Source organism: Bradyrhizobium sp. SZCCHNGR1005 (assembly GCF_032489995.1).
Lineage (GTDB): Bacteria > Pseudomonadota > Alphaproteobacteria > Rhizobiales > Xanthobacteraceae > Bradyrhizobium.
This window is the reverse complement of sequence record NZ_JAUEZC010000001.1, coordinates 1,238,296-1,259,018: the sequence shown is the minus strand read 5'-3', so window position 1 is coordinate 1,259,018 and position 20,723 is coordinate 1,238,296. Positions and strand designations below refer to the sequence as shown.

The window sequence follows — 20,723 nt, the reverse complement described above, 5'->3', positions numbered from 1 at the left end:
TTGGTCGCGCGTTTGGCGTCGATAAAAGGCAATCCGTCCTCCCCCGATATCTCCGGCTCTCTCGGCCGGTCGCCCTTTGTGCAATCAACCGGCGGTTCCAGTCAATCAGGCGGCAAAACGGATCTGCCCGGCGGGAGAGGTATCATAGCCGGTCAGTTCGGCGGCGCGCTGCTGCGTGCGCTTGTCGGCGAGGAAGCGGATCAGGGCCTGCATCGCGGGGCGGAAATAGCTGCGCTGCCGCGTCAGGAGGTCGAAATTTTCCCAGGTGAGCGGCACGAAATCGAGCCCGGCCGCCTTGGCCGCCGCGCGCGTGGCGATGCCGCAATCGGCACTGCCGTTGCGGATTGCGGCAGCCAGATCTGGTCCGGTCAAGCAGGCGGGCTCGCGGCGCTTCAAATCTCTCAATCTGGCGCCGGTGCGTGCGAGCAGGCTTTCCAGCAGAAGCTGCGCACCCGCGCCGGGCTGCCGCACGGCAACCAGCGCGCCAGAGGCCAGCACGTCGGCCAGGCTCAAGAGATGCCGCGGATTGCCGAGCGGCACCAACAGTCCCTGTTCCCGCCTGACAACCCCGACCAGCACGGCGTCGTAAAGGCCCGGCATCGCCTGCACCGCCGCGACGTTGGCGTCGCTCTGCTCAGGTCCGCTGCCGTGAAAGTGAAGCGCGGTGGCGATCACCTCGCCGCGCTGCAACCGCTCGACGCCGCGCAGCGTGCCTTCTGTCAGCGAGGCCAGAGCCGAGCCGGATTCGCGCAGGCACCATTCGAGCAGATCGTCCTGACTGCCGCCGACGATCGGCGGCGGGTCGGCTGCCGGCATGCCGGGCGGCCGTGCCATGCCTGCCAGCACCCACAGATCTAGCTCATGCCGCGGGAATAGCCACTTACCGGTGACCTTGCTGCAGGGAATCGCTCCCGAGGTCACGAGCTCATAGAGCTTGCGCTCGCCCAACCGAAGGTAGTCGGCCGCTTCGCTGGTAGTGAGGAATTCCATCCTGCATCTATATGCATATTTTGGGTCCTGCTCAATTGTTTGACAGCACCGGGAAATTATGCCGAACAGGGCAGGCGGAGCGGCAGATGGTAGATCACGGCAGCGCTTGGGAGTTGATCGCGAGCGGCGATGCGACCTTGTTCGCAATCGTCCGCTTGTCGCTGATCGTCAGCCTCGCCGCAGTTGCGCTCTCGACCCTGATCGGGTTGCCGCTCGGCGCCTGGCTGGCGCTGGCCCGTTTTCCGGGCCGCGAAGCGATCGTGGTCGGACTGAATGCGATGATGGGGCTGCCGCCGGTCGTGGTCGGGCTTGCGATCTATTTGTTGCTGTCGCGCTCGGGCCCGCTTGGCGAACTTGGCATCCTGTTTACGCCGAGCGCGATGGTGATTGCGCAGACCGTGCTGATCGTGCCGATCCTTGCGGCATTGACGCGTCAGACCATCGCCGATCTTTGGGTCGAATATCGTGATGAGCTCGCGGCGATGGCGGTCGGCCCGGTCGGGCGGCTGACGACCGTCTTATGGGATGCGCGCTTCAGTCTGCTCACGGCGCTGCTGGCGGGCTTCGGCCGCGCGGCGGCCGAGGTCGGCGCTGTGATGATCGTCGGCGGCAATATCGATGGCTTCACCCGCACCATGACGACGGCGGTGGCCTTGGAGACCTCCAAGGGCGATCTGCCGCTCGCGATGGGGCTCGGGCTCATTCTTCTCGCCATCGTGGTGGCGATCAACGCCGCTGCCTGGGCCATGCGCGCCTGGTCGGAACGGCAGGCAGGTTAGAGATGCGCGCGCCCCTTAGCGACCTGCCGCTGCTGCTTGAGGATGTCTCGCTGCGCGCCGGGCGCACGCCTCTCCTCGAGGGTGTGAGCCTCAGGATCACGCAAGGACCGCCGACCATGATCGTCGGCCCCAATGGCTCGGGCAAGACCAGCCTGTTGCGGCTGTGCATGGGCCTGGTGCGCGCGAGCGAAGGCCGTATGACCTGGGGCGGCCGGGAGGAGAGTGCGCCGGCGCGGCGCGCCTTCGTGTTCCAGCGTCCGGTGATGCTGCGGCGAAGTGCTGCGGCCAATGTGGATTACGCGCTGGCGCATGCGGGTGTGGCGCGTGCCGAGCGCCCCGCGCGCATTGCGGAACTGCTCGATCGCGTCGGCCTGTCCGAGCTTTCGGAGCGTCCGGCGCGAAGATTGTCCGGCGGTGAGCAGCAGCGCCTGGCGCTGGCGCGTGCGCTGGCGCGCGAGCCTGAGATCCTGTTCTTGGACGAGCCGACCGCGAGCCTCGACCCTGCCGCGACCCGCGCGGTGGAAGACATCGTACTGAGGGCGGCGCAATCGGGCATCAAGGTCGTGATGAGTACGCACGATCTCGGCCAGGTGCGCAGGCTTGCCGGCGACGTGATCTTCCTGGTGCGCGGCGCGCTGCGCGAACGCAGCCTCGTGATCGATTTCCTCGACAATCCGGCAACGCCGGACGCTGCGGCGTTCATCCGCGGCGATCTCGTGCTCTGAACGCTCACAACGACAAGCTCACAATAACAAGAAGGACATCGTGATGCGCGCTCGCTTCGCTTTTCTTCTCGTCATCAGCTTCGTCGCGGCTTGGGCTGCGTTTGCGCCCGCCCGTGCGGAGGACCACTCGATCGTAGTCGCCTCCACGACATCGACGCAGGATTCCGGCCTGTTCGGCTATCTGCTGCCGCTGTTCAAGGCCAAGACCGGCATCGACGTGAAGGTGGTCGCGCAAGGCACTGGCCAGGCACTGGACACCGCGCGGCGCGGCGATGCCGACGTCGTGTTCGTCCACGCCAAGGCGCAGGAGGAGAAATTCCTGGCCGAAGGCTACGGCGTGAAGCGTTATGACGTCATGTACAATGATTTCGTGCTGATCGGTCCGAGCAGCGACCCGGCGCATGTCAAGGGCAACGACATCCTCGCCGCGTTCAAGGCGATCGCCGCCAAGGCTGCGCCCTTCGTCTCGCGCGGCGACCGCTCCGGTACCCACCAGGCCGAGCTTGCGCTGTGGAAGGACGCCGGCATCGACATAACAGCGCAAAAAGGGCCGTGGTATCGCGAGATCGGGCAGGGCATGGGAGCGGCGCTGAACACCGCAAGTGCGATGAACGCCTATGTGCTCTCGGACCGCGGCACCTGGATCTCATTCAAGAACCGCGGCGATCTTGCCATCCTGGTCCAAGGCGACACGCACCTGTTCAACCAGTACGGCGTGATGCTGGTGAGCCCGGAGAAATTTCCCCATGTGAAGAAGGCGGACGGCCAGGCTTTCGTCGACTGGTTGATCTCCCCGGAAGGTCAGGCCGCGATCGCCAACTACAAGATCGACGGCCAGCAGCTGTTCTTCCCCAACACGAAATCCTGAACTTGTTGCTGTATGAGCTGTTGCCGCGCGCTCGTGACACCTCTCCCCGGTGGGGAGAGGTCGATCGCGAAGCGATCGGGTGAGGGGGCACAGCTCTATCGATAGACCGTAGCCCCTCACCCCAGCCCTCTCCCGAAGGGAGAGGGAGCAGACCGCCATTGCAATTGCCGCTTGAGGCTCTCTCCGTCGAGTTCTGGCTACGCCTTCGCCGCCTTGCGTTCGGCATGCGCGGCTTCCCACACCTCGTGCGCGGCGTCCGCATTGAGGCAGGCGATGCCGACGCCGACGATCAGGTCGGGCCAGATCGAGTGCCACAGAACGGCGCTGATCAGCCCTGCGGCGATGATCGCGAGGTTGGCAAACGCGTCGTTGCGCGCCGACAGGAACGCCGCTCTCGTCAGGCTGCCATGGTGATGCCGGACCCGCGCGAGCATGATCGCGCAGGAGAGATTCACGATGAGCGCACCTAAGCCGGTGATGGTCAGTGGCAGCGGCTCGGGGACGGCGGGCGTGAAGAACTTCTGGCCCGCGGTCCACAGCCCGGCGAGTGCCGGCACCAGCAGGACGACCGCGAGCACCATGCCGAGCCACGCGCGGGCCGGCGCGCTCCAGCGCAGCGCAAACAGGATGAGGAGATTGACCGAAGCATCTTCGAGGAAGTCGACGCTGTCGGCGAACAGCGACACCGATCCGATCGCGAGCGCCACCGCGAATTCGATGCCGAAATAGCCGAGATTGAGCAGCGCAACGGCGATCACCGCGCGCCGCACCGCGGTCGTTCGCGGATCGTCAGTGATGTCGTCAACCGCCACTGGATGCCGCCAGTCGCTCAGCTTCCGCCAGATCCTCGGCGGTGTTCGCATTGAAGAAGGGATCGAGCGGTGTCGTCGGCCAGGTCACGGTCGCGAGCCTATAGCGCGCGGTGAAGCGGTCGATCTTCCTGATGTCCTCGACCACCAGCGCGTGACGCAGCTGATCGCGCAAGGATACTTTCCACAGCCCGATCACCGGATGCGACTGGCCGTCCGATGCCGCCACGGCGAGCTCGGCGCCGTCGGCGCATACCGCGGCGTGCAGCCGCGTCACCAGATCCCGCGGCAGGAATGGGCAGTCGCCGGCTGCGCTCAGCATCCATGGTGCGGACGGCAGGTTGGCTGCGACCCAGTCCAGCCCGGCGAGGATTCCTGCCAACGGTCCGGGAAAGTCGGTGACGCTGTCCGCCACGACCGGCAGGCCGAACGCTGCAAAGCGGGCGGGATCGCCATTGGCATTGAGGATCAGGCGGCTGCATTGCGGCGCAAGCCGCGCGATCACGCGCTCCAGGATGGTGCGGCCGGCGATGACGCGCATCGGCTTGTCGCCGCCGCCCATCCGCCGCGCCAGCCCGCCGGCCAGCACCACGCCCGGAATGTCCATCGCGGTCATGGATTCAGTCATCGCCGCCTTCGCCCTTGCGCCGGTGTTTGGCCGATTCTTCTTCGACATAGGCCAGATCCTGGTCGTAGACGATCCGCTCCGCGCCCGAAAGCGCGATGAAGCGTTTGCCCCTGGTACGACCGACCAGGGTCAGCCCGACCTGGCGCGCGAGGTCGACGCCCCACGCCGTGAATCCGGAGCGCGACACCAGGATTGGAATGCCCATCCGCACCGTCTTGATCACCATCTCGGAGGTCAGCCGGCCCGTGGTGTAGAGGATCTTGTCGGCGGGATCGACGCCGTGGCGGAAGAGCCAGCCCGCGATCTTGTCCACGGCGTTGTGACGTCCGACATCCTCGGTGTAGCAGATCGGCGTGCCTTGCTCGCACAGCACGCAGCCATGGATCGCGCCGGCCTCGAGATAGAGCGAAGGCATCGTGTTGATGGTCTGCGTCATCTGATAGAGCCACGAGGTACGCAGCTCGGCCTTGGGCAGCACGATGCTCTCGATCGCCTCCATCAGGTCGCCGAAGGCGGTGCCTTGCGCGCAGCCGGACGTCTGCGTGCGCTTCTTCAGCTTCGCTTCGAAATTGGTGTGATGTTCGGTGCGCACGACCACGACCTGCAGATCGTCGTCATACTCGACCTCGGTGACGACGTCGTCGTATTTCAGCATGTTCTGATTGAGCAGATAGCCGAGCGCCAGATAGTCCGGATAATCGCCGATCGTCATCATCGTGACGATCTCCTGGGCGTTCAGGTACAGAGTCAGCGGCCGCTCCACCGGCACCTTGATCTCGACCTCAGCGCCGGTCTGGTCGATGCCGCTGACCCGCTCGGTCAGCCGCGGATCGCTTGGGTCAGGCAGGATGCGCGGGGCGGGGGATCTTTCGAGTTTCACCATGGTCTCAGCTTAGCATGACAAGGCGATCCCGCCGATATAATGATGGCTCCGGGCGCGCAAAGCAGCGCTTGCTCGTCATTGCGCGGAGCGCCAGCTCCGAAGCAATCCAGATCTTCTCCGCGGAACCATTCTGGATTGCTTCGGCCCTGATGCGCCTCGCAATGACGGGAAGCTTCGGAGCGAACCGGTTGCGGAGTAGACAAGACATGAACGTGATTGGCCTCGCCGGCTGGAGTGGTGCCGGCAAGACCACCCTGCTGACCCGCGCGATTCCGTATCTGAAAGCGCAAGGCCTGCGCGTATCCGTGATCAAGCATGCCCACCACAGATTCGATGTCGATGTGCCCGGCAAGGATTCCTGGCGGCATCGGGAGGCGGGGGCGGAGGAGGTCCTGGTGTCTTCAGCGGCGCGCTGGGCCTTGATGCATGAGTTGCGCGGTGACGCGGAGCCCGCGCTCGCCGACCTGCTGGCCAAATTGTCTCCGGTCGATCTCGTGGTGGTCGAGGGCTACAAGGCCGATCCGCATCGCAAGATCGAGGTGCATCGCGCAGCCAACGACAAACCGCTGCTGTTCCCGAACGACCCCGCCATCATCGGGATCGCCAGCGATGCCGCGATCAAAACGTCGCTGCCGACCGTCCATCTCGACGACATCCCGGCGATTGCAGCATTGATGTTGCAGGCGGCAATGCCGGTCGCCGACATCATTGCGATGGCCCGACATTAAGAGGCAGAGACATCATGGCGCAGCTCTCCGACGATTGTTTTGCCTTCGGCGGCCCCTTGATGTCGATCGACGATGCCGTCGGCATCATCACAGCGAGAGTGAGCGCGGTCTCGGAAACCGAGACTGTGCCGCTGATCGCGGCCGATGGGCGCATCCTTGCCGGCGATGTGGCGGCGCCATTGCCGCTGCCGCCATTCACGAATTCGGCCGTTGACGGTTACGCGGTGCGCGCGGCCGATCTGCCGGTCGGACGTGAGGCGACATTCGCAGTCGCGGGGCGCGTCGCCGCCGGCAGCGCGGCAGCAGCTCCTATTGTGGGCGCGCACGCCGTGCGCATTTTCACCGGTGCGCCCATGCCTGACGGCGCGGACACCGTGTTCATGCAGGAGGATGTGGGCCTCGCCGACGACGGCCGCGTCAGGCTGCCTGCCGGGTTGAAGCCGGGCGCCAATGTGCGTCCCGCAGGCGAGGACATCGCGGCCGGCGCCGTCGCACTCAAAGCAGGCCTGCGCCTGAACCCGCAACATCTGGCGGTGGCCGCCGCCTTTGGCCTGCCGGCGCTGACCGTGCGGCGCCGCATCCGGGTGGCGGTGTTTTCCACCGGCGATGAACTGGCCTCACCCGGCGCTTCGCGCGGGCCGGCGCAGCTCTACGATTCCAACCGCTTCATGCTGATGGCGATGTTGAAACGCCTCGGCTGCGAGGTGTCCGACCTCGGCATCTTCAGCGATGAGCGGGCGCCGCTCGCAACGTCCCTGCGCGACGTCGCTGCCCGGCACGATCTGCTTCTGACCACCGGCGGCGTCTCGACCGGCGAGGAGGATCACGTCAAAGCTGCGGTCGAGAGTGTCGGCTCGCTGGTGCTGTGGCGGATGGCGATCAAGCCGGGACGTCCGGTCGCGATGGGCATCATCTCGGGTACCCCGTTCATCGGCCTGCCCGGCAATCCGGTGGCGAGTTTTGTCACCTTCGTCCACGTGGTCCGGCCGACCGTGCTGGCCCTTGCCGGCGGCCTGCCGGAGGTGCTCATGCCGATGCCGGTGCGCGCCGCCTTCAGCTACAAGAAGAAGGCCGGCCGCCGCGAATATGTTCGCGTGACCTTGCGCAAGGCGGCGGATGGCTCGTTCGAGGCGACCAAGTTCCCACGCGAGGGCGCTGGCCTCCTCTCGTCCCTGATCGAGACTGACGGGCTGGCAGAACTCGGCGAGGAGATCATCAAGGTCGAGCCCGGCCAGAGCGTCGGCTTCCTCTCTTATGCCGAACTGATTTGAAGGCGCGTGCTCAGCCATGCGCAATTTGGGCCACGGCCTTTTCGGCCGTCGGTTGACGCTGCGGTCTTGCTTCGCCATGGTCCGCCGATGACAACGACGATGCTCGATCTCAAGGGCTTGAAGTGCCCGCTGCCGGCGCTGAAGACCCGCAAGGCGCTGAAGCCCCTCAAGCCTGGTGACCGCCTCGAAGTGCATTGCACCGATCCCTTGTCGGTGATCGATATCCCGAATCTGATTCGTGAGACCGGCGACAAGGTCGAAATCGCCGAGCGCAGCGAGCGGCAGATCGTGTTCCTGATCGAGAAATGCGATCGTGCGCAGGTTGGCTGATCGCATCTTTGTTACCCGGGCGGGCTGGGTTTCGCCCTGCTCCTGACATCCTGGCGGCGTCAAACTCGCACTGTGCCAGCGTGGTAGAGCCGCTCGAGATTGGGATAGCGCGACACGTAGAATCAAACTACCAACGTCTGGCCCGCGGTTCCATTTGAGATTCGGATGATTTGATCGAGAACTCGAATGACTCGCGTCATTCGGTCGCACCTTTGCCTGCAGCTGTTAGTGGCGAACTAATGATTTGCACGCGCTGCAACGTAACAATGAGCAATGTTTGTTGCTGCGCCGCGACGAATCTACGTTGTTTGTTTCGATATCAGCTTTTGCGACTCGACATCTTCCGCGGCTTCTGCACCAATCACGGTTTCTCCGCAGAGGTTGCGGAGGATCAGTCATGCCCGTTGTGAATCGAGGCGGAAGCAAACCCCGACACAATGATGGCAGGCGGCATAAGAGGTCGGCAGGGGTGTTATGCGTGTCGAAGCCGACCTTGGGGCCTTGTGCATCGCGACATGTCGTGGTGCATCCATTACGGACGGCCGCGACTGACCGCGTTGATTCAAATCAAGGGGACTGAAGATGGGACTTAGCCTTGGGACGGGCGCAAGTAGGGGAGGTTTGAATGGCTAGCGTTGAGAGTGCTGGAACCATGGTCGAGGAAAGCCCGGGAATTTTTGACCGCGAGCATACCGTCGCCAAGGCCGGCTTTAATCGGTGGCTGGTGCCGCCTGCGGCGCTATGCATCCATTTGTGCATAGGCATGGCCTACGGTTTTTCCGTGTTCTGGCTACCGCTGTCGCGGTCGATCGGCATCACCCAGACCAAAGCCTGCCCGGACATGTCGCTGGTCGAGGAGCTGTTCACCACGACCTGCGACTGGAAGGTCGCGAGCCTGGGGTGGATGTTCACGCTGTTCTTCGTGCTGCTCGGCGTCTCCGCTGCGATCTGGGGCGGCTGGCTCGAGCGCGCGGGTCCGCGAAAAGCGGGTGCGGTTGCAGCATGCTGCTGGGGTGGTGGCCTGCTGATCGCTGCGTTCGGGATCTATATTCACCAGCTCTGGATCATGTGGCTCGGCGCCGGCGTGATCGGCGGCGTCGGGCTTGGCCTCGGCTACATCTCGCCGGTTTCGACGCTGGTGAAGTGGTTCCCGGACCGGCGCGGCATGGCGACCGGCATGGCCATCATGGGTTTCGGCGGTGGCGCCATGATCGGTGCGCCGTTGGCGAACCTGCTGATGAACTACTTCAAGACTCCGACCTCGGTCGGCGTCTGGGAGACCTTCGTCGCGATGGGCGTGATCTACTTCATCTTCATGATGATCGGCGCCTTCGCCTATCGCGTGGCTCCGGCCGGTTGGCAGCCTGATGGCTGGACACCGCCGACGACCAAGAAGGCGATGATCTCCGAGCACCATGTCCATCTGCGGGATGCTCACAAGACGCCGCAGTTCTGGCTGGTCTGGTGGGTGCTGTGTCTCAACGTGTCCGCCGGCATCGGCGTGATCGGCATGGCCTCGCCGATGCTGCAGGAGATCTTCGCCGGCAAGCTGATCGGCCTGCCCGACGTCAGCTTCAACCAGCTCGACGCTGCGCAGAAGGCAACGATCGCGGGGATCGCGGCCGGCTTTGCCGGTCTGCTGTCACTGTTCAACATCGGCGGCCGTTTCTTCTGGGCGTCGCTGTCCGATCACATCGGCCGCAAGAACACCTACTATTGCTTCTTCCTGATCGGCATCGTGCTCTACGCGCTGGCGCCGACCTTTGCGGCAATGGGCTCTAAACTGCTGTTCGTGGGAGCGTTCGCCGTCATCCTGTCGATGTATGGCGGTGGTTTCTCGACGGTGCCGGCCTATCTCGCCGACCTGTTCGGAACCCAATTCGTGGGTGCCATTCACGGCCGGCTGCTGACGGCGTGGGCGACGGCCGGCATCATCGGCCCTGTCGTGGTGAACTACATCCGCGAGTTCCAGCTGGCTGCCGGCGTGCCGCGCGACCAGCTCTATAACTCGACGATGTACATTCTCTGCGCCATGCTGCTCGCCGGCCTGATCTGCAATTTCCTGATCAAGCCGGTCGATCACAAGTGGAACATGAGCCCGGAGGAAGTCGCCCGGTATCAGGCCGAGACCGCCAAGACCGAAGCTGGAATCCAGCACGGCTCGTTCGGCATCGGCAAGGGCGGCCTCGACGCCAAGGCCGGCCTGTTCTGGCTCTTCGTCGGTATCCCGTTGTTGTGGGGTGTCTGGAAGACCTTGGAAAGCGCGGTCAAGATTTTCTGATCGCCTTGCGTTATTGATTGCGGGACGCGCCAGCCCGGCGCGTCCCGCATTTTTTTTGCGCCATTGTTGATGAATGATTTTAGGGGATCGAAATGTCTCGGCTTTGGATTTGTTGTCTTGCCAGCGGTGCTGGTCGCCAATCCGCTTTCGACCGGCTTTGCCCAGACGGCGCCGGCTGCTGCGGCCGCCTCCGATGGCGCGAAGCCGTCGCGCGTGAAGCTGTCGATGCAGAGGCTGAAGGAGATGAAGGCCAAGTGGAGCGCGAACAGGCCGAAGCTGAAGGCCTGCCGGAAGCAGGTCAAGGCAAAGGGTCTCCTGGGCGACGAACGCTGGTTCTATATCGAGGATTGCACGAGCAAGGGCTGAGGCTCGGCCCGCATCAGCCGCGGGCGGAAATGGGTTCCCTCGTTTCCGCTCATGGAGCGATGACCTCGTAAATTGCGAGTTGCACTTGCCTCTGGCATGCCAGGGATTAGAGTGGCCTAAAGATTTCAGGGAATGAAGCGCTAATGGCTCACGATGTGCATCAAGTTCGTGCCTTCGACCATCCAGGAGAGGGCCGCCGGCGAGCCAAGGCCACGCCGAAAGGCCGGCAGGTCGATCCCACCGCCGCGCATGAGATCGTGGAGTTGCTCTGCGAACGCCCGCGCCGGCGCGATCTTCTGATCGAGCACCTGCACCTGATCCAGGACACGTATCGTCAGATTTCGGCGGCGCATCTGGCCGCCCTCGCCGACGAGATGAAGCTGTCCTTTGCCGAAGTGTTCGAGACCGCGACCTTCTATGCGCATTTCGACGTGGTGAAGGAAGGCGAGCCGAACCTGCCGCCGCTCACGGTCCGAGTTTGCGATTCCTTGAGCTGCGCCATGATGGGCGGCGAGCAGCTGCTGGCCGATCTCCAGGCCCAGGCCGGTCCCGGTATCCGCGTCGTGCGCGCACCCTGCGTTGGCCTGTGCGACTGCGCGCCGGTGGCCGAGGTCGGGCATCATTTCGTGCACCAGGCCACGCCGGCCGAGGTGCTGGCGACCGCCGCCCGCGACGATAGTCACCCGCATATCCCCGACTATATCGACTACGGAGCCTATGTCGCTGGCGGCGGCTACAAGTTGCTGAACGACCTGCGCGCCGGCCGCGTCAGCCGCGATGACATCCTGAAGGTGCTGGATGATGCCAGCCTGCGTGGGCTCGGCGGTGCTGGCTTCCCGACGGGGCGCAAATGGCGCGCGGTGCTCGGCGAGCCTGGACCGCGGCTGATGGCGGTCAATGGCGACGAGGGCGAGCCGGGCACCTTCAAGGACCGGCACTATCTCAACAGCGATCCGCACCGCTTCCTCGAAGGCACCCTGATCGGCGCCCATATCGTCGAGGCGGGCGAGGTCTACATCTACATCCGCGACGAGTATCCGGCGGCACGCGAGATCCTCGCGCGGGAGATTGCCAAGCTGCCGCCGGGCGGCCCGGTGCTGCATCTGCGCCGCGGCGCCGGCGCCTATATCTGCGGCGAGGAATCCTCGCTGCTGGAGAGCATCGAGGGCAAGCGCGGCCTGCCGCGGCACAAGCCGCCTTACCCGTTCCAGGTCGGCCTGTTCGGCCTGCCGACCCTGATCAACAATATCGAGACCTTGTGGTGGGTGCGCGACCTCGTCGAGAAGGGCGCGGGCTGGTGGACCAGCCATGGCCGCAACGGCCGCAAGGGACTGCGCAGCTATTCGGTCTCGGGGCGCGTCAAGAATCCCGGCGTCAAGCTGGCGCCGGCCGGCATCACCGTGCGCGAGCTGATCGATGAGTTCTGCGGCGGCATGGCCGACGGCCACAGCTTCTACGCCTATCTGCCGGGCGGCGCCTCCGGCGGCATCCTCCCCGCATCGATGGACGACATCCCGCTCGATTTCGGCACGCTGGAGAAATATGGCTGCTTCATCGGTTCGGCCGCGGTGATCATCCTGTCGCAGCACGACAGCGTGCGGGCAGCCGCGCTGAACCTGATGAAGTTCTTCGAGGATGAGAGCTGCGGCCAGTGCACGCCGTGCCGGGTCGGCACCCAGAAGGCGGCGCTATTGATGCAACAGCCGGTCTGGAACCGGGCTCTGCTCGACGAATTGAGCCAGGCGATGCGCGATGCTTCGATTTGCGGGCTCGGCCAGGCCGCCTCGAACCCGCTGACCTCGGTGATCAAATACTTCCCCGACGAATTCAAGGACGCAGCCGAATGACCGCGATTCTGTTCGAGCTCGATGGCGTCAACGTCGAAGCCAAACCTGGCGAGACGATCTGGCAGGTCGCGCAGCGTCAGGGCAAGGAGATCCCGCATCTCTGCTACTCGCCGGCGCCGGATTATCGCCCGGACGGCAATTGCCGCGCCTGCATGGTGGAGATCGAAGGCGAGCGCGTGCTCGCCGCCTCCTGCAAGCGCACGCCGACCGTCGGCATGAAGGTGAAGACGGCAAGCAGCCGTGCCGTTGCCGCGCAGAAGATGGTGATGGAGCTCTTGGTCGCCGACCAGCCGGCGCGCGAGACCTCGCACGATCCGGATTCCAAGTTCTGGCATTGGGCGGAAAAGACCGGCGTCACCGAGAGCCGCTTCCCCTCCGTGGAGCGGTGGCAGGCCGACCCGAGCCATCCGGCGATGCGCGTCAATCTCGATGCCTGCATCCAGTGCGGCTTGTGCGTGCGCGCCTGCCGCGAAGTGCAGGTCAACGACGTCATCGGCATGGCCTATCGCAATGCCGACGCCAAGATCGTGTTCGATTTCGACGATCCGATGGGCGAATCCACCTGCGTCGCCTGCGGCGAATGCGTGCAGGCCTGCCCGACCGGCGCGCTGATGCCGGCCGTGATGCTGGACGACAAGCAGACCCGCGTCACCTATGCCGATCGCAAGGTCGATTCGCTGTGCCCGTTCTGCGGTGTCGGCTGCCAGGTCACCTATCAGGTCAAGGACGAGAAGGTGATCTATGCGGAAGGGCGCGACGGTCCGGCCAATCACAACCGGCTCTGCGTCAAGGGCCGCTTCGGTTTCGACTACATCCACCATCCGCACCGGCTGACCAAGCCCTTGGTGCGGCTGCCGAACGCCAAGAAGGACGCCAACGACCAGGTCGATCCGGCCAATCCGTTCACGCATTTCCGCGAGGCGAGCTGGGACGAAGCGCTCGATATCGCCGCCAAGGGTCTCGTCAAGATCCGCGACGAGAGGGGAGCAAAGGCGCTGGCCGGCTTCGGCTCGGCCAAGGGCTCCAATGAGGAAGCCTATCTGTTCCAGAAGCTCGTGCGCACGGGTTTCGGCTCCAACAATGTCGACCACTGCACGCGGCTCTGCCATGCCTCCTCGGTCGCCGCGCTGTTCGAAGGTCTGAGCTCCGGCGCAGTGTCGGCGCCGTTTGCGGCCGCCGCCGATGCCGAGGTGATCTGGGTGATCGGCGCGAACCCGACCGTGAACCATCCGGTCGCCGCGACCTATATCAAGAACGCGGCCAAGCGCGGCGCCAAGCTCTACGTCATGGATCCGCGGCGGCAGGTGCTGTCGCGCCATGCCACCAAGCATCTCGCCTTCAAGCCGGGCAGCGACGTCGCGATGCTGAACGCGATGATCAACACCATCATCACGGAGGGCCTGACCGACGAGCAGTACATCGCGGGCTACACCGAAGGCTATGACGAGCTGAAGGCGAAAATCCAGGAGTTCACCCCCGAGCGCATGGCTCCGGTCTGCGGCATTCCCGCGGAAACGCTGCGCGAGGTCGCACGGGCCTACGCCACTGCCAAATCCTCGATCATCTTCTGGGGCATGGGCATCAGCCAGCATGTCCACGGCACCGACAATGCGCGCTGCTTGATCGCGCTGGCGCTGATCACCGGCCAGGTCGGCCGTCCCGGTACCGGTCTGCATCCGCTGCGCGGGCAGAACAACGTGCAGGGCGCATCGGACGCTGGCCTGATCCCGATGTTCTTTCCGGACTATCAGCCAGTCGGCCGCGCCGACCTGCGCGGCGCCTTCGAAAAGCTATGGGGACAGGAGCTCGACCCCGTGCGCGGGCTCACCGTGGTCGAGATCATGAACGCGATCCACGCCGGCGAAATCCATGGCATGTATATCGAGGGCGAAAATCCGGCGATGTCGGATCCCGACCTGCAGCACGCCCGCGAGGCGCTGGCGAAGCTCGACCATCTCGTGGTGCAGGACCTGTTCGTCACTGAGACTGCTTTCCATGCCGATGTGATCCTGCCGGCATCTGCCTTCGCGGAGAAATCCGGCTCCTTCACCAACACTGATCGCCGCGTGCAGCTGGCGCGCGAGGTGATCAAGCCGCCGGGTGATGCCCGTCAGGATCTCTGGATCATCCAGGAGATCGGCAAGCGGATGGGTCTGCCGTGGAACTATTCCGGACCCGGTGAGGTGTTCGCCGAGATGGCCGAGCTGATGCCGTCGTTGAAGAACATCACCTGGGAGCGGCTGGTGCGCGAGGGCGCGGTGACCTATCCGGCCGACGATCCGAACAAGCCCGGCAACGAGATCATCTTCACCACCGGCTTCCCGACCGAAAGCGGCCGCGGCAAGATCGTGCCGGCGCACATCATCCCGCCGGACGAGGTGCCCGACGACGAGTACCCGATGGTGCTGTCGACCGGGCGCGTGCTCGAGCATTGGCACACCGGATCGATGACGCGCCGCTCCAACGTGCTCGACCAGATCGAGCCGGAGGCGGTCGCCTTCATGTCGCCGAAGGACATGCGGCGCCTGCAGGTGGTGCCGGGCGATTTCATCCGGCTGGAGACCCGCCGCGGCGCGGTCGAGGTCAAGGTGCGCTCCGACCGCGACGTGCCCGAGAACATGGTGTTCATGCCGTTCTGCTATGCGGAAGCCGCCGCCAATCTCCTCACCAATCCCGCGCTCGATCCGTTCGGCAAGATCCCGGAGTTCAAGTTCTGCGCGGTCCGCGTCGCGCGCGCCGAGCTGCGCAACGCGGCCGCGGAGTAGCCCGCCGGGCGCGCGCAGGCAGCGCTTATGAGTTTCCTATGAGGGACGGCCGGACGCCGTCTCGCATTCCTACGCCGATCATGTCCATCGTTCCTCTCTGCTGGCACGTCGTTATGCGCCGGCGTCAGGAGACTGGCCATGACTTCGATCGATCTGCACGTCGGTACCGCGCGCGGCTTCGGCAAGGGCAGTGCGGCGCCGCTCGCTCGTACCATCAGCCGGATTCGCGCCGCCTTCAGAACGATCCATGCGGCGATTGCCGCGGCGAAGATCCGGCGGCTGCGCAACGAGCTGATGTTGCGCGGCAGCCCTGCCGGCGCGCCCTCGATTGTCCCTGATCCGATCCGGCAGCCTCAGGTGCCGCTGATCCTCTCTGACAAATGGGATTTCTGAAGTGATCGATGCGCCCGGGATATCCGGGCGCATCGCAATTCTGGTTTAAGCCTGCGCGCGGATATTGCAGGCAGGCGCGTCGGCGATCTCCTGAGAGAGAAGCAAGGCGTTCGCCTTGGCCACGGTGGTCTTGGCCTCCTCATCCAACGCGACCAGCGGCAGCCGCACATCCGGGCGCATCAGGTCTTGCAGGCTCAAAGCATATTTGAGCGCCGCGGGCGTATCGCTTGCAAGAGCTTCGACCATCGGCAGCATCTGCCGATACAGCCGTCGTGCCGCGCGCCAGCGCGCCCGCTGACCATACGCAAGCATCGCGGCGCATTGATGTGGCGCAATGTTCATGACCTGGGAGATGCAGCCGTCGCCGCCTGCGGCGATGAACGGCAGGGCCGTTGCATCATCGCCGGATAGGAGCCGGAAGCCGGCCGGGAGCAGCGAACGCAGCCGCGCCGTACGCATGATATCCCCGGTGCCGTCTCGCAGGCCGACGAACTGGCTGGACTGCGCGAGCCGGGCCAGCGTGTCGTCGGACAGCCCGCGCGCGGTTCGCGCGGGACAGTCGTGCAGGATGATCGGCAGTGCTGTGGCTGCGGCCACGGCGCGGAAATGCGCGTCAAGTCCTTCCTGCATGGGCCTGTTGTAGTAAGGCACCACCGAGAGGATTGCGTCCGCGCCTGCGGCGGCGGCCTGCTTTGTGTTTTCCACCGCAAGGCCGGTGGAGTTCGAGCCGGCGCCGGCGATGACATGGACGCGCTTGCGCGAGGCCTCGACGGCCGTGCGGATGATCGCGTCGCGTTCGGCGGGAGTGAGTGTCGCGGCTTCGCCGACGATATCGCACACCACGATCGCGAGGGCGCCGGCCTCGATCTGCCGCTCGCAAAGCCTGCCGAGAGCCGCGAGGTCGACCGTACCCTCGGCATCGAACGGCGTCGGGATGTCTGGAATATAGCCTGCCAGCCATCTGGCCGGATGGCCGCCCCAACGATAGCTGGTGACTTGCGACGTCATGCGACGGGCCGTTTGCCGGCGCCGAACAGCATTCCGATCGGCGCGAGCCGGCCTTGCGTGTCGAGTTCGATCGTGCGGTGCAATTCGACGATGGTCTCGGGATGATGGCCGTTCTCGAACAGCGCATATTTCATGGCCTCGGCGCGGCTGACGAACAGGCCGCCATAGAGGCCGTTCTGCTCCTGGGCGACCCATTGGCCGCTCCTGTTCCTGCCAATGAAGACGAGGGCGGCAGCGGATTGATTGTGCGAGGGAGGTTCGACGAATTTCACGGAAATGGTCCTTTCAGCTGCGGCGCGCGAATCCCTTGCGAGATCCGTGGCTGTGGTCGTTCAAATATCGAAGGGGGTGGATAGGAATTCGAGACGGCGCGACGGTCGACGTCATAAGCGTCGCGTATAGGGCGCGCCTCAGGAGGCCGTCAGCTGGTTCAATTCCATGACGCCGCAATAGAGTGCGGTATAGGCAACCATCTCATCCCAATGGTTCAGCCCGGCGGTGAAGACGCGCTCGCGCCGCATCGTGCCAAGCACGGCGCAGAGGATGATCGTCATCCACAGCAGCGCAGCGAGGCTGCGGCCGAAGCTGATCGTGCCGAACGCGGCGAAGACCAGCAGGATGGAGGTTCGTACGACGAAGCGAAGCACGACCCGTAGCGGCGAAAGCTCGGTCGATGTGTCTGCAGTTGGCACCACTGCTTTCCCCGGGGTCGCTAAGCGAAGTTGTCACAGCAGAAGGGCATCGTCGCAGCGCCTGCGTCGGCAGGTGGCACATGCGGGGCGCTCCTCGGCTCGCTGGATCCGCGGGCCTCCAAACAGGCCTCGAGAACCGCCAGCGCGAGGTCGGCATGCCGGCCCTCGACCGAACGGTCGAGCCAGTCGGGCAGCTCGCGCATGCGCGACAATGCGCAATGCCACTCGCCGGCGTCGTAGGCGATCCGGCGCAGCTGCCATTGCGGCAATTCCAGCGCGATCAGCTCGAGGGCGGCGTCGATCCGGGCGCCCGACCTCATCAGGTCTTCGATCCGCGCTCTGCGATGGTCACGCTCCAGGGCAGGCGACTCGCGCCTCGAGCTGCCGAGGATGTCGTCCATCAGGGCCGATGTCGTCGCGGCGACATCATGTCCGGCAAGTTCCTGATATCTGCTCGCAAGCGACATGACGTCGTCCCGAAGGTCATATTGCTGCAGCCCGCTTCGGACTGCGCCCGGCAGCATGGCAAGATCGCCGTAGGAAAACGAGATGATCGCCGGGCGCCGGATATAAATGCCGCATAGGCAGAGGAGGGCAGAGGTGATCCGTTCCCACGCGTTGTTCGCAGCGAAGGCGAGAGGTCTGCGGCGGTCGGCCCTTATGGTTTCGTGTGACTTGCAGCGCTTGTGCTTTAGGTCCCACACGCGCCAAAAAGCCGGTTTCTGCGGTGTTTCCAAGCCGATCTTCCGGTTCAGCTCTCCCAGTATAAATCTTGTTTCGTTTTTTCGGAAATGTGCTATGCTTGTTTCGTCCTGTTTCGTCGGAGGGGCGTACGCGTCGTCACGAACGTGAGGCGGGATGCGGTGGACGTGGTTGCTTGCGATGAGACGAGCGCAAGGATCGCGGACGTGAAGTCGTGTCGTCCTGGCGCCCCGGTGCTGGCGCCAAGTTGGCGGCGATGCTCAGTGCATCGTGCCGATGACGGGGGCAAGAAAGCCGGTCCCCGGGGAGAACTCGTATAAGCGTTAAAACCATCGCGCAGGGAATGCCGGTTGATCGGCGGAACCTGTGGTGACTGCCGCCTGCTATTTTCTTTGCAGGCGGGCCATGGGTGAGGCCTTCACCCGGCATTCCCTGCTCCCTCTGAATCAAGGGGGGATCATCTCAAAACCTCGGACGCCTGGCGCCGCGAGAAGGTGAGCGTGTGGCTGCACGCGGTACCGAGGTCAGCCAAGCGCCGACCGTCTTTATGAGATTCCTATAAGTTTGCCGCGGGCACCGTCTCGAAAACCTATGTCTCCAATGGCACTTCCGGGCGACGGATCCGGGCGTAGCAGAAGCGACCTGCGATTGATCCATCGCAACGCTGCTCGTCCGGATCAGGGCAGCTTTGTGCGCTGCCTATTCCGCGCACGACCTGGAGCAAACCATGCTTGACATTCTGATGCTGGCGCTTGCCGCCGGCCTGTTCGCACTGGCGATCGGCTACACCTACGCCTGCGAGCGGCTTTAGAGGAGGCGAGCCATGATGTTCGACTATTCGCTTGCGGCCGCCGTCTCGCTCGGCCTTCTCGTTTACCTCACTTACGCGCTGCTGCGGCCCGAGCGGTTCTGACCGCCCGCCACCCGCGTAATCTCAAGGGCACCTCCCATGACCGCTATCGGCTGGATTCAGATCCTCCTTTACTGCGCGATCGTCATCGCGCTCACAAAACCGCTCGGCTGGTACATGACCCGCGTGTTCTCGGGCGAGCGCACCTTTCTCTCGCCGGTGCTGCGCCCGGTGGAGTCCGCGATCTACTGGATCAGCGGCGTCGATGAGCGGCGCGAGCAGCACTGGCTGACCTACACAGTCGCAATGCTGCTGTTCCACGTCGGCGGCTTCCTGATCATCTACGGCGTGATGCGGCTGCAGGCCGTCCTGCCGTTCAATCCCGCGGGGCAGTCGGCGGTCGCCGAGGATCTGTCGTTCAACACCGCAATCAGCTTCCTCACCAACACCAACTGGCAGAACTACGGCGGCGAGAGCACGGTTTCCTATCTCGTGCAGATGCTGGGCCTGACCCATCAGAACTTTTTGTCGGCGGCGACGGGTATCGTCTTGGCGATTGCGCTGATCCGCGGCTTTTCGCGGGCCTCCGCCCGCACGGTCGGCAATTTCTGGGTCGACGTGACGCGCTGCACTCTCTACGTGCTGCTGCCGATCTGTGTCGTCTACACACTGTTCCTGGTCTGGCAGGGCATGCCGCAGACACTCGGCGACTATGTCGAGGCGACCACCCTCGAGGGCACCAAGCAGACCATCGCGGTCGGCCCGGTCGCCTCCCAGGTCGCGATCAAGATGCTCGGCACCAATGGCGGCGGTTTCTTCAATGCCAATGCGGCGCATCCGTTCGAAAACCCGACTGCACTATCGAACTTCGTGCAGATGATCTCGATCTTCGTGCTCGGTGCGGCGCTGACCAACGTGTTCGGCCGCATGGTCGGCAACCAGCGCCAGGGCTGGGCCATCCTCGCCGTCATGGGCGTGCTGTTCGTCGCCGGCGTGTTCGTGACCTATTGGGCCGAGGCCAACGGCACCACCACGCTCGATGCGCTGGGACTGACCGGCGGCAACATGGAAGGCAAGGAAGTCCGCTTCGGCATCGTTGCGTCCTCGCTGTTCGCCGTCATCACCACGGCGGCATCCTGCGGTGCAGTCAATGCGATGCATGACAGCTTCACCGCGCTCGGCGGCATGATCCCGCTGATCAACATGCAGCTCGGCGAGATCATCGTCGGCGGCGTCGGCGCTGGGCTCTACGGCATGCTGCTGTTCGTGGTGCTCGCGATCTTCGTGGCGGGCCTGATGGTCGGTCGCACGCCGGAATATGTCGGCAAGAAGATCGAGGCGCGCGAAGTGAAGATGGCGATGCTGGCGATCCTGGTTCTGCCCTTGATGTATCTCGGCTGGTCCGCGGTCGCCGTGGTGCTGCCGTCAGCCGTCGCATCGATGGCCAATGCCGGCCCGCACGGCTTTACTGAAGTGCTCTATGCCTACACGTCGGCGACCGCCAACAACGGTTCCGCTTTCGCCGGTCTGACAGGCAACACCTTCTTCTACAACCTGACGCTTGCCAGTGCGATGTTCGTCGGCCGCTTCTTCATGATCATCCCGGCAATGGCGATTGCCGGCTCGCTGGCGGGCAAGAAGTCGATCCCGCCCTCGGCAGGGACGTTCCCGACCACCGGCGGCCTGTTCGTCGGCCTCGTCGTCGGCGTCATTCTGATCATCGGCGGCCTGACCTTCTTCCCGGCGCTGGCGCTCGGGCCGATCGTCGAGCATCTCGCGATGAACGCCGGCACCTTATTCTGATCGGG

General features: G+C 64.5%; 22 protein-coding genes. 14 read left to right on the top strand and 8 right to left on the bottom strand.

Going from position 1 to position 20,723, the window contains the following annotated elements; genetic code table 11:
* Positions 1–105 precede the first annotated feature (105 nt).
* The gene (locus tag QXZ85_RS05740; protein WP_315701138.1) at positions 106–990 is read right to left on the bottom strand and encodes a helix-turn-helix transcriptional regulator; all 885 of its coding nucleotides are present in this window, start codon (positions 988–990) and stop codon (positions 106–108) included.
* Positions 991–1,076: 86 nt separating this feature from the next.
* On the opposite strand from QXZ85_RS05740, the gene QXZ85_RS05735 reads away from it, so the two are divergent.
* Genes QXZ85_RS05735 through QXZ85_RS05725 form a run of 3 tightly spaced genes read left to right on the top strand, consistent with a single transcriptional unit; the run spans position 1,077 to position 3,362 of the window.
* Positions 1,077–1,769, top strand: a complete 693-nt coding sequence (locus QXZ85_RS05735; RefSeq protein WP_315762889.1) for an ABC transporter permease — start codon at positions 1,077–1,079, stop codon at positions 1,767–1,769.
* A 2-nt stretch (positions 1,770–1,771) separates the two neighbouring features.
* The gene (locus QXZ85_RS05730) at positions 1,772–2,494 is read left to right on the top strand and encodes an ABC transporter ATP-binding protein (protein WP_316173275.1); all 723 of its coding nucleotides are present in this window, start codon (positions 1,772–1,774) and stop codon (positions 2,492–2,494) included.
* A gap of 43 nt (positions 2,495–2,537) precedes the next feature.
* Complete coding sequence (locus QXZ85_RS05725; RefSeq protein WP_316173276.1) at positions 2,538–3,362, top strand: substrate-binding domain-containing protein; 825 nt, start codon at positions 2,538–2,540, stop codon at positions 3,360–3,362.
* A gap of 197 nt (positions 3,363–3,559) precedes the next feature.
* On the opposite strand, the gene QXZ85_RS05720 is transcribed toward QXZ85_RS05725, so the two are convergent.
* Genes QXZ85_RS05720 through QXZ85_RS05710 form a run of 3 tightly spaced genes read right to left on the bottom strand, consistent with a single transcriptional unit; the run spans position 3,560 to position 5,682 of the window.
* Positions 3,560–4,174 carry a cation transporter gene (locus tag QXZ85_RS05720; protein ID WP_315767224.1) on the bottom strand — a complete coding sequence of 205 codons (615 nt, stop codon included), beginning with the start codon at positions 4,172–4,174 and terminating at the stop codon, positions 3,560–3,562.
* Positions 4,164–4,799, bottom strand: a complete 636-nt coding sequence (mobA, locus tag QXZ85_RS05715) for a molybdenum cofactor guanylyltransferase MobA (RefSeq protein ID WP_315765618.1) — start codon at positions 4,797–4,799, stop codon at positions 4,164–4,166. The genes QXZ85_RS05720 and mobA overlap by 11 nt, the downstream gene beginning before the upstream one ends.
* Complete coding sequence (locus QXZ85_RS05710) at positions 4,792–5,682, bottom strand: formate dehydrogenase accessory sulfurtransferase FdhD (protein WP_316173279.1); 891 nt, start codon at positions 5,680–5,682, stop codon at positions 4,792–4,794. The genes mobA and QXZ85_RS05710 overlap by 8 nt, the downstream gene beginning before the upstream one ends.
* Positions 5,683–5,888: 206 nt before the next feature.
* Between QXZ85_RS05710 and mobB the strand changes: the two genes are divergently transcribed.
* From mobB to QXZ85_RS05670, 8 genes are all read left to right on the top strand, one after another.
* Positions 5,889–6,410: a molybdopterin-guanine dinucleotide biosynthesis protein B gene (mobB, locus tag QXZ85_RS05705; RefSeq protein ID WP_315701130.1), complete on the top strand. Its 522-nt coding sequence runs from the start codon at positions 5,889–5,891 to the stop codon at positions 6,408–6,410.
* A gap of 14 nt (positions 6,411–6,424) precedes the next feature.
* Positions 6,425–7,681, top strand: coding sequence for a gephyrin-like molybdotransferase Glp (gene glp, locus QXZ85_RS05700; RefSeq protein WP_315701129.1), 1,257 nt, complete (start codon positions 6,425–6,427; stop codon positions 7,679–7,681).
* Positions 7,682–7,768: 87 nt separating this feature from the next.
* Positions 7,769–8,011, top strand: coding sequence for a sulfurtransferase TusA family protein (locus QXZ85_RS05695; protein WP_315701128.1), 243 nt, complete (start codon positions 7,769–7,771; stop codon positions 8,009–8,011).
* A gap of 625 nt (positions 8,012–8,636) precedes the next feature.
* Positions 8,637–10,292 carry an OFA family MFS transporter gene (locus tag QXZ85_RS05690; protein ID WP_315701127.1) on the top strand — a complete coding sequence of 552 codons (1,656 nt, stop codon included), beginning with the start codon at positions 8,637–8,639 and terminating at the stop codon, positions 10,290–10,292.
* A 69-nt stretch (positions 10,293–10,361) separates the two neighbouring features.
* Positions 10,362–10,658: a hypothetical protein gene (locus tag QXZ85_RS05685; RefSeq protein WP_409977734.1), complete on the top strand. Its 297-nt coding sequence runs from the start codon at positions 10,362–10,364 to the stop codon at positions 10,656–10,658.
* A 143-nt stretch (positions 10,659–10,801) separates the two neighbouring features.
* A complete protein-coding gene (locus QXZ85_RS05680; protein WP_315701125.1) occupies positions 10,802–12,505 on the top strand; it encodes an NADH-ubiquinone oxidoreductase-F iron-sulfur binding region domain-containing protein in 1,704 nt (567 codons plus the stop codon).
* On the top strand, positions 12,502–15,270 hold the full coding sequence (gene fdhF, locus QXZ85_RS05675; protein ID WP_315701124.1) for a formate dehydrogenase subunit alpha: 2,769 nt from the start codon (positions 12,502–12,504) through the stop codon (positions 15,268–15,270). Before QXZ85_RS05680 ends, fdhF begins: the two co-directional genes overlap by 4 nt.
* Before the next feature lie 138 nt (positions 15,271–15,408).
* Positions 15,409–15,663 (top strand): hypothetical protein, encoded by a 255-nt coding sequence (locus QXZ85_RS05670; RefSeq protein ID WP_315767226.1) that lies wholly within the window; start codon positions 15,409–15,411, stop codon positions 15,661–15,663.
* A gap of 45 nt (positions 15,664–15,708) precedes the next feature.
* On the opposite strand, the gene dapA is transcribed toward QXZ85_RS05670, so the two are convergent.
* The 4 genes from dapA to QXZ85_RS05650 form a co-directional block, all read right to left on the bottom strand.
* The gene (dapA, locus tag QXZ85_RS05665; RefSeq protein ID WP_315701122.1) at positions 15,709–16,671 is read right to left on the bottom strand and encodes a 4-hydroxy-tetrahydrodipicolinate synthase; all 963 of its coding nucleotides are present in this window, start codon (positions 16,669–16,671) and stop codon (positions 15,709–15,711) included.
* On the bottom strand, positions 16,668–16,943 hold the full coding sequence (locus tag QXZ85_RS05660) for a hypothetical protein (protein ID WP_315701121.1): 276 nt from the start codon (positions 16,941–16,943) through the stop codon (positions 16,668–16,670). The genes dapA and QXZ85_RS05660 overlap by 4 nt, the downstream gene beginning before the upstream one ends.
* A 138-nt stretch (positions 16,944–17,081) precedes the next feature.
* Positions 17,082–17,366 carry a hypothetical protein gene (locus QXZ85_RS05655; protein WP_315701120.1) on the bottom strand — a complete coding sequence of 95 codons (285 nt, stop codon included), beginning with the start codon at positions 17,364–17,366 and terminating at the stop codon, positions 17,082–17,084.
* 17 nt (positions 17,367–17,383) lie between these two features.
* Complete coding sequence (locus QXZ85_RS05650) at positions 17,384–17,764, bottom strand: hypothetical protein (protein ID WP_315701119.1); 381 nt, start codon at positions 17,762–17,764, stop codon at positions 17,384–17,386.
* 989 nt (positions 17,765–18,753) lie between these two features.
* Here QXZ85_RS05650 and QXZ85_RS05645 point away from each other — a divergent pair.
* Genes QXZ85_RS05645 through kdpA form a run of 3 tightly spaced genes read left to right on the top strand, consistent with a single transcriptional unit; the run spans position 18,754 to position 20,718 of the window.
* A complete protein-coding gene (locus QXZ85_RS05645; protein WP_315701118.1) occupies positions 18,754–18,876 on the top strand; it encodes a hypothetical protein in 123 nt (40 codons plus the stop codon).
* A 12-nt stretch (positions 18,877–18,888) separates the two neighbouring features.
* Positions 18,889–18,978, top strand: a complete 90-nt coding sequence (locus tag QXZ85_RS05640) for a K(+)-transporting ATPase subunit F (protein WP_315701117.1) — start codon at positions 18,889–18,891, stop codon at positions 18,976–18,978.
* A gap of 36 nt (positions 18,979–19,014) precedes the next feature.
* Entirely contained in the window at positions 19,015–20,718 is a 1,704-nt protein-coding gene (gene kdpA / locus QXZ85_RS05635; protein WP_315701116.1) for a potassium-transporting ATPase subunit KdpA, read from the top strand.
* The last annotated feature ends 5 nt before the right edge of the window (positions 20,719–20,723 follow it).